This is a genomic window from Nostoc sp. CCY0012 (assembly GCF_963920855.1).
Classification (GTDB): Bacteria; Cyanobacteriota; Cyanobacteriia; order Cyanobacteriales; family Nostocaceae; genus Cyanocohniella.
The window spans coordinates 24,297-35,763 of sequence record NZ_CAWUDM010000065.1 but is presented as its reverse complement, the minus strand read 5'-3'; the positions used below and the strand labels follow the sequence as shown (position 1 = coordinate 35,763).

General features: G+C 41.4%; 9 protein-coding genes and 2 pseudogenes. 5 read left to right on the top strand and 6 right to left on the bottom strand.

The window, feature by feature from the left end; translation table 11 throughout:
* A pseudogene (locus ACM0OS_RS18530) lies at positions 1-654 on the bottom strand (cobaltochelatase subunit CobN); the annotation flags it as partial.
* A 91-nt stretch (positions 655-745) separates the two neighbouring features.
* Between ACM0OS_RS18530 and ACM0OS_RS18525 the strand changes: the two are divergent.
* Both ACM0OS_RS18525 and ACM0OS_RS18520 read left to right on the top strand, forming a co-directional pair.
* Entirely contained in the window at positions 746-2,644 is a 1,899-nt protein-coding gene (locus ACM0OS_RS18525; protein ID WP_414544669.1) for an ATP-binding protein, read from the top strand.
* A gap of 78 nt (positions 2,645-2,722) precedes the next feature.
* Entirely contained in the window at positions 2,723-4,234 is a 1,512-nt protein-coding gene (locus ACM0OS_RS18520; RefSeq protein WP_414544668.1) for an FAD-dependent oxidoreductase, read from the top strand.
* A 12-nt stretch (positions 4,235-4,246) separates the two neighbouring features.
* Here ACM0OS_RS18520 and ACM0OS_RS18515 read toward each other — a convergent pair whose 3' ends face one another.
* Positions 4,247-4,810, bottom strand: a complete 564-nt coding sequence (locus ACM0OS_RS18515; protein ID WP_414544667.1) for a hypothetical protein — start codon at positions 4,808-4,810, stop codon at positions 4,247-4,249.
* Positions 4,811-4,896: 86 nt separating this feature from the next.
* Between ACM0OS_RS18515 and ACM0OS_RS18510 the strand changes: the two genes are divergently transcribed.
* Together ACM0OS_RS18510 and ACM0OS_RS18505 are read left to right on the top strand one after the other, a co-directional pair.
* The gene (locus ACM0OS_RS18510; protein ID WP_414544666.1) at positions 4,897-5,940 is read left to right on the top strand and encodes a hypothetical protein; all 1,044 of its coding nucleotides are present in this window, start codon (positions 4,897-4,899) and stop codon (positions 5,938-5,940) included.
* Positions 5,918-6,697, top strand: a complete 780-nt coding sequence (locus ACM0OS_RS18505; RefSeq protein ID WP_414544665.1) for a class I SAM-dependent methyltransferase — start codon at positions 5,918-5,920, stop codon at positions 6,695-6,697. Before ACM0OS_RS18510 ends, ACM0OS_RS18505 begins: the two co-directional genes overlap by 23 nt.
* A gap of 9 nt (positions 6,698-6,706) precedes the next feature.
* Here ACM0OS_RS18505 and ACM0OS_RS18500 read toward each other — a convergent pair whose 3' ends face one another.
* Positions 6,707-7,576: an SDR family oxidoreductase gene (locus tag ACM0OS_RS18500; protein ID WP_414544664.1), complete on the bottom strand. Its 870-nt coding sequence runs from the start codon at positions 7,574-7,576 to the stop codon at positions 6,707-6,709.
* Positions 7,577-7,588: 12 nt separating this feature from the next.
* Entirely contained in the window at positions 7,589-8,332 is a 744-nt protein-coding gene (locus ACM0OS_RS18495) for a tetratricopeptide repeat protein (RefSeq protein WP_414544663.1), read from the bottom strand.
* A gap of 425 nt (positions 8,333-8,757) precedes the next feature.
* Here ACM0OS_RS18495 and ACM0OS_RS18490 point away from each other — a divergent pair, with 425 nt between their 5' ends.
* Complete coding sequence (locus ACM0OS_RS18490; RefSeq protein WP_414544662.1) at positions 8,758-10,110, top strand: pentapeptide repeat-containing protein; 1,353 nt, start codon at positions 8,758-8,760, stop codon at positions 10,108-10,110.
* 117 nt (positions 10,111-10,227) lie between these two features.
* Here the strand turns inward: ACM0OS_RS18490 and ACM0OS_RS18485 are convergent, their stop codons facing one another.
* Both ACM0OS_RS18485 and ACM0OS_RS18480 read right to left on the bottom strand, forming a co-directional pair.
* Positions 10,228-10,875 (bottom strand): type I restriction endonuclease, encoded by a 648-nt coding sequence (locus tag ACM0OS_RS18485; protein ID WP_414544661.1) that lies wholly within the window; start codon positions 10,873-10,875, stop codon positions 10,228-10,230.
* Positions 10,876-10,968: 93 nt separating this feature from the next.
* Positions 10,969-11,418: pseudogene (locus ACM0OS_RS18480) on the bottom strand (Clp protease N-terminal domain-containing protein); the annotation flags it as partial.
* Between the last annotated feature and the right edge of the window lie 49 nt (positions 11,419-11,467).

Genomic DNA, 11,467 nt, shown 5'->3' with positions numbered 1-11,467 from the left:
GGGAGTAGGGAGTAGGCTTGCCGTGAGCGTAGCCGTTAGCGTAGCTTCCCGAAGGGTATGGGAGTAGGGGGATGAGGAAGTATTGTTGTGCTTGTCCTCCAGTCTCCAATCCTCATACAACCCGACACGCGGCACCCCTTGCGGTGGTAGAAAATTAAACTTAGTGCCTAAGCAAGTATCTGAGACAAATTTGAGGGCGTTAACAATATTTTCCACTCCGCCTTGCCTGAAATATTGTAATAGTTGATTAACAACACTCAACGGTAAGGTAGACTGAGAAATTAATTCTGGATCAAGTCCATCGTCCCCAGGCATTACAATAAGGGTTGTACCCTGACGTTGCACAATTTCCTGTACGACTTCTAAGCCGTAAGCCCAGTAGGAACGTCCTCCTAATAGGCGCAGAATAATTACCTGGGCATATTCTAAAACTTGTTCGCCGTAGGAATCTATACTTATTTGTTGCTGCAACTGCAATAAGTTGGCAACTCTTAATGCGGGAAATTTTGCAGGTAATTTAGGGACTGCTGCTGTTAGGGTTTGAATGTCAGTATCAGCAGCAGTAATAAACACAAAAGGAGCCGGAGTTTGTTCAATAAAAATTAAATTTTCTGACTGATTCCATCCGCCTGATGTGGCACTTATACGATGCATAATTCTGTATTACCGTTTTAAACTGTTGGTTAGAAAATAATTACAAAAAATTTGGACGTAGCCTTCAGCCCTTCTTACCAGACTATTGAAAATGCTTAGTTCTCCTGATGTGAGCTTTTCTCGAAACTTGCCTTTAGTTGTATTTAATCAACTTGGGGAATTATTACAGCAGATGGCTCAAGCAGTAGGAAGTACTGCACTGGTAATCACAGAAGCTGTGTTGGCAAGAGTTCGTATACCTCTGGAGTGGCAAAATCAAAGATTTACGCTGGTGATTTCTGAGCAGTTTAACGCACTTTTGGTGGGCGTTTTGGATGTGAAGAGTCAGGAGGTAGATTCACCAGAAATTGAGGCAGAAATTGATGCGAGGTTGACTTTTAATTCAGAAGCGATCGCCTCCTTTGTCTGGCAATTGCGCGACTTGTTTGAAGGTGATTCCAACACTCATCAACATCTGGAAACTTATGGTCAAACTCTTCAACCTAATGATGCTACGCTCCAAAGTAAATTTACGCTGTTGTTATTAGAATATCTGCTGCCGCAGCCCAAGGAAAATGTTACAGAATCTTTAAGCGCCATTGTGCATGAAGTTTATCTTTGTCAGGCGGTGGAAGATGCTCTAAAAAAACAGATTTCCCAAGAGCGATTATTAAACCAAGTGACGAGTCAAATCCGTAAAACTTTGGATTTGCCAGTAATTATGGCAACAGCGATCGCTCAAGTGCGAGAGTTTCTGGAATTAGACAGACTTGTAATATATAAATTTGAGGGTGCTAAAGTCAAAAGTCAAAACCAATCTCCAATACAAGACCTGCAAAAGTATGGGGGTTGTATTGTCTATGAAGCCCGGGCTAAAAATACAATTCCATCGGTGTTATATTACCAGGAAAAAGCTTGTTTTGTGAGAAATTCTCCATGTTGGGAGAAGTATCAGCAAGGATTTATCCTATCTGTGGATGATGTAGAAAAAACTTATGCCCTAGAAGCATGTTTGTTGAACTTTTTAAGGGAAAGCCGAGTTAGGGCAAAGTTGGCTGCACCGATTATGTTTGAAGAAAAGCTGTGGGGGTTGCTGATTGCTCATCAATGTGACGCACCACGGGAGTGGGCTGAAAGTGATAAAAATTTACTCAATTCCATAGCTGAACAATTAGCGATCGCCATTCATCAAGCTGAGTTAATGCGATCTCTGAATCAAGAAAAACAAACCTTAGAACAACGCGTCATTGAGCGGACAATGGCATTGCGGGAGGCTTTACTGGCTGCTGAAGCTGCTAGCCGCCTCAGAAATGAATTTCTCGCTACTATCAGCCATGAATTGCTCACGCCTTTGACTTATGTGATCGGTATGTCTTCCACCTTGTTACGCTGGCCTTTGGGTGAATTGAGTCAACGCCAACGTGATTATCTGCAAACAATTCACGACAGTGGAGAACATTTATTAGAAATGATTAATGACATCCTCGATTTATCACAAATTGAGGCTGGTAAGGCAGTATTAAATATTACAGAATTTTCTTTAGCAGATACCGCCCAAAGTTCAGTAAATTCACTAACAGAAAAAGCCACCAGCAAACAAGTTAATCTCAAACTAGATTTGCAAATCGATCCGCAGCGCGATCGCTTTACCGCTGATGTAGGGCGAATAGAACAAATTCTCTGGAATCTGTTAACTAATGGGATTAAGTTTACCCCTGAAGGTGGCAGTATTACGTTACGAATCTGGGTAGAAGATGATACTGCTATCTTTCAAATTGAAGATACAGGTATTGGCATTCCCGAAGAGCAATTACCATTACTGTTTGAAAAATTTCAGCAACTCGATACCCCCTATCGTCGCCGCTACGAAGGTACAGGACTTGGTTTAGCTTTAACCAAACAACTTGTAGAACTCCATCGGGGTCGAATTGAAGTAGAATCTACTGTGGCTATTGGCTCGATTTTTACGGTATGGATACCAGATCAACATAGAGTAGGGAGTGGGGAGTAGGGAGTGGGGAGTGGGGAAAATATTTCAAATTCTAATTACGAATTACGAATTACGAATTACCAATGATGGGAGAAATGAATGACAGCAGGGTTGCAGAAAAAACGCGTGGTAGTTGTGGGTGCGGGTTGGGCTGGTTTAGGTGCAACCTACCATTTGGCAAAACAAGGATATGATGTCACACTTTTGGAAGCGGGTTCATATCCTGGCGGATTAGTAGCAGGTTGGAAAACCACAGGCGGGAAATCTGTAGAAGCCGGGATTCATGGTTTTTGGTATCCTTACAGAAATATTTTTGCCCTAATTAATGAATTAGAAATTAATCCCTTCACTACCTGGACTCGTTCTGCTCAATATTCGCCTGCGGGGTTGGAAGTTGAATCACCGATTTTTCAAGAATTACCACAACTGCCTTCACCTCTAGGTACTTTTGTTTACACGCAGTTTCAGCGATTACCGTTGATTGACCGTCTCAGCGCTTTGCCTTTACTTTACTCTGTTGTGGATTTTGATAATTCTGATGAGGCTTGGCGACGTTATGATTTTGTCACAGCCCGGGAATTGTTTAAAGATTTTGGTGTTTCTGCTCGACTGTACAAAGAAGCCTTTGAACCCATGTTGTTGGTAGGCTTATTTGCCCCTGGCGAACAATGTTCAGCCGCAGCTACCTTAGGGATGCTGTACTTTTTTATTTTGGCTCACCAAGCTGATTTTGATGTGGTTTGGTGTCGGGGAACAGTGGGGGAAAAAATATTTCGTCCTTGGGTGGAACGGATGGAGAAAGCCGGGGCGAAAGTACTAGCTCAACGACGTGTAACTGACGTAATTATAGATAGTCAAAATCGAGCCAAGGGTGTGGTTTGCGGTGATGAGGTATTTGATGCTGATGCGGTAATTTTTGCCGTTGGTGTCACGGGGATGAAAAAGGTAGTCGCCAATAGTCCTAGTTTGCAAAGCCGTGAAGAGTTTCGTAATTTAAATAATTTAGGTGCAATTGACGTTTTAGCGACACGGTTATGGTTTGACCGCAAAATTAATATTCCGCGTCCTTCTAATGCTTGCTTTGGCTTTGATGCTACTACAGGCTGGACATTTTTTGATTTGAATGCCCTACATGATGAATATAAAAATGAACCGGGAACTGTGATTGAAGCTGATTTTTATCATGCCAATCAGTTTCTTGGTATGAGTGATGCAGATATTATTACCAAAGTCAAGGGTTATGTAACAACTTGTGTCCCAGAATTTCGCGAAGCCAAAGTCATAGATAGCAGTGTAATTCGCTTACCCAATGCTGTAACTCATTTTGCCCCTGGTAGCTATCGCCATATGTTGCCAGCTAAAACCAGTTTTGAAAATGTATTTATGAGTGGTGATTGGATTGTCAATCGTCACGGTTCTTGGTCACAGGAGAAAGCTTACGTTACTGGTTTAGAAGCAGCTAACTTGGTAGTATCTTATTTAGGACAGGGCCAGCCATCTGAGATTATACCTGTAGAAGCCGACGAACCGCACATTCAAATAGCGCGATCGCTCAACCAAACAGTGCGTGACTTGGGTAAATCTCTGTTGCCGGATTTTTGGTTACCATGAACTACCCAAGATTCACGAAATTAGTAATCTTTGAACGAAAATTTGCAATACCCCAACACCAATTTCTACCAGCAGCCAGCCAATTGCACATATCAAAATTGCGCGGCTGAGTTTGATGTTTAGCCCCCGATTAACGGCGACAATAGTGGCTAGTAAGCTCCAAGTCGCTAGTCCAATTTCAATGGGTCTTCCTAAAAGCGGAATCACTGTCAGAAAATTAAAAATTTGGGGAGCATGAGCAAAGCCAACAGGAATTAGGATTTCTCTATAAGTAGGAAGCGGTAATCGTAACCACTGTCCTGTTTTCCAAATGGTAAATGCCCAAAAGTAGTAGCCACCGACGACAATCAGGGCATTGATCGCAAAGATAATTAATATTAGTGGTAGTGAAACTCTAGCCAGCAAAGGAATTAAAAGACTACCTATGGCATGAGCGATCGCCGCTAAAATGACAATCCACTGAGCAACCTTCATGCCTTGAGGATATCTGCGAGCATCTTCATAAAAGTTGGCATCCAGAGTTAGTGCATCCAATAGTACCCTGATTACTCCATTACTTGATGGCTGGTTGTTCACAGAAAATAGGTCTCTAGATTGGTGACATACTTAAGTATTGTGCTTTACAAACAGGTAATAAGTAAACTATTCATCTCAAAGTTTAAATGCTCAAGTTTTTTGGACAACTCCTTTTATGGATACGCAATGGAGGATTCCAGTTATTGCTATTTGCCGTCTTTATTTTCTTAATTTGGGGTACTTTTGCTCCCGTAGGAACCATAGTTTGGTGGTTAGATCAAGGAGCGACAAAACTGGAAACAAGAACCAGGGAGTTATCCCAGCGAATGAATGGGGGAGATGATAGTTCTGATACTACCTCTGGAGACATTAGCTGCTATATTGTTTTTTTAACAGGGGTAGGAGATACCTCAGCAGATCAGTTGTCATCTGGAGAAGAAGCATTTTTAGATCAACTAGAGCAAGACCAAGCACAATGCTTGATTGTCCGGGATGTTTTTCCCTACTCCGCTGCTAATCAGGATATCGCAGGACAGCAGATATTTGAATATCTGTGGAACGTAACAGAGGAAGCCGACGGCTGGTTAGAACTAACTCAATATTTGTTGGAATTTCGCAATGTTTGGCGGATGGCCATTTCGGCGGATAACCGTTACGGGTCTGTGTATAATCAAGCGATCGCCCTCTCCATTGCTGAAAAAATGGAACAACAGCAACCCATTCCCTCATCTCGTCAGCAGCCAATTCAGCTAATTCTTATGGGTACAAGCGGTGGCGTTCAAGTGGCTTTAGGTGCTGCACCTTATTTAGCGCAGTGGCTTCCCGTAGAAATTAGCGTAGTTTCCTTTGGCGGAGTATTTGATGGTAACGAAGGTTTTGATGTAGCAACGCATGTTTACCATTTTCGGGGAAAGAGAGATTGGATTGAAAATATAGGGGGAATCGTATTTCCATCTCGTTGGCGGTGGACTCTCGGTTCTCCTTATAATCGCGCTCGTCGTCAAGAACGTTATACAGTGTACAGTAGCGGGCCTCATGAACATGAGGGAGATCAAGGCTATTTTGGTAAAGAAGTTGCCCAAGATGATGGCAAAACCTATATAGAACTAACACTGAAGCAGGTTAAAGAACTCCCTATCTGGACTTTTGCTTCACAAGGAGAAAATTTTGCCAGAAAAAATCAACATTGATTTAGATTTTTCCGAAGATTGTATTAATCCATTTGATGAAAATAATCAGAATTTATGGATTAAAATTGAGCATTTAGGGCGTTATTTATTTGCAGCTGATTATTTACGACAATTTAAGCTTAACTGTATTGCTGATATTGCTTGTGGCTTAGGATATGGCATACCTGAACTAGCAAAATCTGCTAATTTAGTCATTGGTGTAGATGGCAATGCTGAAGTTTTACAACAGGCCGCACAGCAATGTCATCATTCCCAAATCCAATTGATTCAACATGATTTAGAAAAACCCGGCTTACTGGCAGATAAAAAATACCCAATTGTTGATGCAATTGTGAGTTTTGAAACCTTAGAACATCTAATTAATCCTACTAGTATTATCAAGCAATTTTCCCAAATTCTGCCATTAGGTGGATTGCTTATTTGTTCTGTTCCCAATGTTTTATATGAACCCCATGACGCAGCCGGATTGCCTACAAATTCATGTCATAAACAGTTGTTTAACTATCAATCGCTAGCTCAGTTACTCGAAACCAATGGGTTTAAGGTAAATTATCGAGTTGGTCAAGCTTGGTCAAATATTTTATTTAAACGCGAGTCTCAGCTTTTAAGACATCGCGCCATTAAACAACGTCTGGGAGAATATTCTAGTTTACATTCCCCAGAAATAATTCGTTATTTCTCTTACCTGATTGCTTACCCCACGGTTGAGGATGTCGATGGTTCCTACTCTTTGATTGTCGTGGGACAAAAAATTTAGGAATTTTACTCAAAGTAATAGTTGCTCTAATTCTGATTTTATAGATAAAGGTTGATAACCTAAGGCAAAGGCTTGAGAACTATTTAAAGAAACGTCTGCTGGTCTAGGTGCTGCCATTTTTACATCTTGTTGGCGACAACCTTTGAGTCCAGTGGTAGGTAATTGAAATACTTCTACTAATAGGCGACCAAAATCATAACGCGAAATCCGCTCTTTTCCTCCTAAATGAAGATAACCGTTAACTTTTTCTAAGGCTAATAAAATTCCTTTAGCGGCTGTGGTTGCACTGGCTGGGGTACGAAATTCATCTGTAAATAAACTTAATTCTTTGCCATCTTTTAATGTTTGCATAAATGGCTGAATAAAGCTTTTAGCTGTGGGTGTTTCTCCACCAAACATTAACGGCATTCGACATACGGTTGTCAGGGGATAGCGGTCTAACATACCGATTTCTGCCGCAACTTTTTGTTCACCATAAAGGTTTACAGGGCATACTGGATCTGTTTCTTTATAGGGTGCATTTAAGCCATCAAAAACTAAATCTGTTGATGTAAAAGCACAAGGAATAGCATCATCTGCACACAGTCCGGCAAGATCACAGGATGCTGTAACGTTAATTTTATAAGATTCTTGGGGATGGGTTTGACAAAAATTAGGTTGCGATTGTGCCGCAGTGTGAATAACTGCTGCTGGCTTAATTTCTCTCAATAACTGCTTTAATTCGGCAAAATCTGTTAAGTCAATTGGGATAATTTTTACACCAGGAATATCTAAAGAATGGGAGTAACAAGTACCATAAACTTCCCAATTTGTTTTTGCTAGTTGGCAAATATGCCATCCTAAAAAACCACTAATGCCAGTAATTAATAATTTTTTCATTTCTCAAAAAAACTATTGAATTAATGCTTTAAATTTTGGATGTTCACGGATATGCTCAAAATCTGAATCTGTTTTTGCCAATTGTTGGTATTGATGGGAAGAAAGCTGAATAGCTTTGTGGAGGTTATCAATGGCTAAATCTACATTTTTTTGTAAAGCATAGGTACAAGCTTTGTTGTAATAAGCTTGGTGCTTCTCTGGCTTAATGGCGATCGCCTGATCATAAGATGATAATGCTTCTTGATATCGTTGCAATTTTGTGAGGACAATACCCCGGTTAATCAAGGCTTCAGGCTTGTTGGGCTGGAGTGCGATCGCTTTATCGTATGATGCTAGTGCTTGTGGGTATTGTTTTAACGATGTGAGGACATTACCGCGGTTATACCAAGCTTCATCTTTGTTGGAGTTGAGGGCGATGGCGTGATCGTATGATTCTAGTGCTGTATTGTAACTTGCCAATGAAAACAGCGCATTCCCCCGGTTAATCCAAGTATCAGGATTGTCTGCTTTGATGGCGATCGCCTGATCGTACACTGCGATCGCATCTTGGTAATGTTGTGTATCTAGTAAATTATTGCCTTCATCCAATAACGCTTGTGCTTTTTGAATAGACTCTGATTCTGTCAGGAACTGGGCAACATTAATTTCTTGTACTGCTTGCTTGGCATATCTAGTTGATGAATTTCCTGCATGATCGCAACCAAGTGTAAAAAAAAGGCTCAAGCTTGAAGCAACTAAGCAACGCCGAACGACCATTCTGTACCTACAAAATTTATCAGATAATATCAAAATTTGTTTGTATTGTGTAATGGTATCAGTAATTGCTCTGTTTGAAAAATAATTTCATCATATTTTGATAATTAACTCTGCTAATGTTTTTCTGGTGTTGAATTGATGCATTTGTTAAGTAAAAATATTAAAATATACATATTAATTATAAACAATATAAGATTGCTACAAAATTTTAACTATCCTAGGGTATTTGCGAAAATTTGGTAAAAGTATTATGGCAATATTATCAGAAGCCGGAAAGTGATCGTGCGCCACGCATATGCCACCAAGTCGGCAAGGACACCAAGAAACAACAGTTGAATTTGTTTTGTTGTGGGTAATGTAAGTTATTTTGGTGACAGTTATATCAAACAGTGTTGAACTGGATCTGCTGGCCCAAAATAGTAAGCATGACAACCGAATCTAATTCCCCTAATCTACCCACGCCAGAACCTATACCCGAACCTGACTTGCAGTCCGATGACTTTGACAGTGGTACAACTGAAAATCACTTAACCCCAGAGGCACTGGCTACCCAACAATCCTTAGCGGCAATAGCATCTTTGCAATCTCCGCAACATGCAGATGCCTTGAAAAAAGCGCGTTCTAGCATCAACCAACATACTGTCAATCAATTTGCAGTTAAGCCTAGGGCATTACTGTTGACTGTGGTGGCCATCACCTTGACTTTGTTAGGCTTTGCCCTGAATAACTGGATTGTGGGTTTATTAGGCACAGGGGCAACTTTGGTGTTATCTCTGGCGATGTTATTACCTTGGTGGCAATCTTTGTTGCAAAGGTGGTTTACGGCTCAAGATAGAACCCTGTTTGTGGCCTTTGTGGGACTATTAGTAGGCATTATCGGTATCTTAAAGTTTACCGAAGTAGGCGATCGCTTGCTGGTTTGGGGACGCCAAATTAGTTGGGAGGCTTCGGGTTCCTTGGCCGAATGGTTTGGCGCGTTGGGGCAAATTCTCATCGCCATCATTGCTGTGTATGTAGCATGGCGACAATATGTAATTTCCAAAGACTTGACAATTCAGCAAAACTTACTCACAGTTCAGCAAAATATCATTACCCAGCAGCAAACAATAGACTCTTATTTCCAAGGCGTCTCAGATTTAGTATTAGACGAAGAAGGATTATTAGAAGACTGGCCCCAAGAAAGAGCCATCGCCGAAGGACGCACCGCTGCCATTTTTAGTAGTGTTGATGGTAGTGGTAAAGCCAAAATTCTCCGCTTTCTCTCTCGTTCTAAATTGCTCACACCCTTAAAGCGCGATCGCCGTTTAGGTCGAGCTATTCTCAATGGTATGGGTGGTTACGCCGAAGACCGCTTAGAAGGTGTCCGCGTCATCGACTTAGGTGTGATGTTAGCCGCCGCCGACCTTTCTAATAACGATTTGCGTTGGACTGACTTGAGTGAAGCTAATCTTGTCCGCGCGAATCTGAGAAATTGTGATTTAGTCAAAGCCAACCTTTCTCGCACCATTTTATATGATGCTGACCTCAGTGGTGCTGATCTGCAAGGGACACGTTTTTTCTATGGTTCAGTCGCCACAGCATCACCCCGGAGTCGCACTGAACCACCAAATTATCAAACTGGCGAACACACAGGTGCTGTTATAGAAAATGCTAATTTCACCCAAGTTCAACGCCTACCTGATATTACCCGTTGCTATTGCTGTGCTTGGGGTGGCGAAAAAACCAGAGCTACTATTCCCGGCGGTTGTGAAGATGTCCCTAACAAATTGGGGAGATGAGGGATAAAAACAATTCGCAATTCGCAATTCGCAATTCGCAATAGAGCCTACGGCACGCTCCGCGGTAAGCGAAGCTATGCCCGCTAGGGCTGTACGCAATTCGCAATAAAGATTGTGTTACGGCAAATCATCACAAATTGTTTGACCGATACGCTGGAGAATTTGCAAAATGTTGTACAGTTCTTTGGCAGAAGTAAATAGAGCAAAGACCCGTGACAAGTCATATTGTACTGTGTCTACTTCTCGCTTGACTTTGATAAATAAAACATCGTCCCCATTTGTTAACATCCCAAACACAGGTTTATCAGGTTGAGGGTTAGCCATGAGATAAGCTAAGGCCTGCGGTAAAGCTGACCAAACCGAAAGTGTAGTTTTTTTGCACTCTAATACCATTACCCACAACTGATTGTGTAGTACCAAAACGTCAATTCGACCACGCAGTACTTCTTCACCATCATCCAGTACCAACTCTACTGATGATTCTGCTTTCATCCTAAACGGAGGGTCGTAAAATCCAGACAGTGCAAGTAAAGGCGACACAACAAGCAACATGACTGTTCCCTCTAACAAATTACCTTCGCCACGATGGTACAAATATCTCCGGCGTAGTACATCTAGGGAGGCTTTTTCTGTTTCGGTAATTTGGCGCAATTCACCAGACCACTCTGGGAAAAATTGCTCTGACTCAATGCGAACTAAGCCAAAGCGGGTATGTACTTCACTCAATCTGGTAATTGCTTCTGTGATTGCTTTTACCTGTGTCATTCTTTCTTTACCGCCAGTGTTCTTTTTGTTGTGAATTGGGGAGATGATGAGGATCTAGATGATGTTGAATTGACGTTAACTCAAAGCTGCTTGTAGTTGCTGTTCTAAAGAAACTAAGTCTACTCGCAGATTTTGCAAAACCTTAATTGCTACTCCCTGTCCTATACTTCTTGCACCTTCGCGGAGAATACCCAACAGCAGATGCTCTGTACCAATGTAGTTGTGACCAAGTTTTTGAGATTCTGCAACCGATAGTTCCAATACCTGCTTGGCTCTGGGAGTAAAGGGAATATCTACAGGTGTGAGTTTGTTACCTCTACCAATAATTTTTTCTACTTCTATTTGAGCATTTTCTAAATTTACTCCCATAGAGTTGAGAATCTCGGCAGCATTACTACCTTCACTGACTAATCCCAACAAAATTTGCTCTGTGCCAACATATTGATGACTTAAGCGGCGGGATTCACTTTGAGCTGTACTAATAACTGCGATCGCTTTGGCGGTAAATCTCTCAAACCCTTTGAGATAGAACTTCTCAGACATTAACCCAAAAAGTTTTTCCAAAATAGATGCAAAAAAATTTTCAATCATA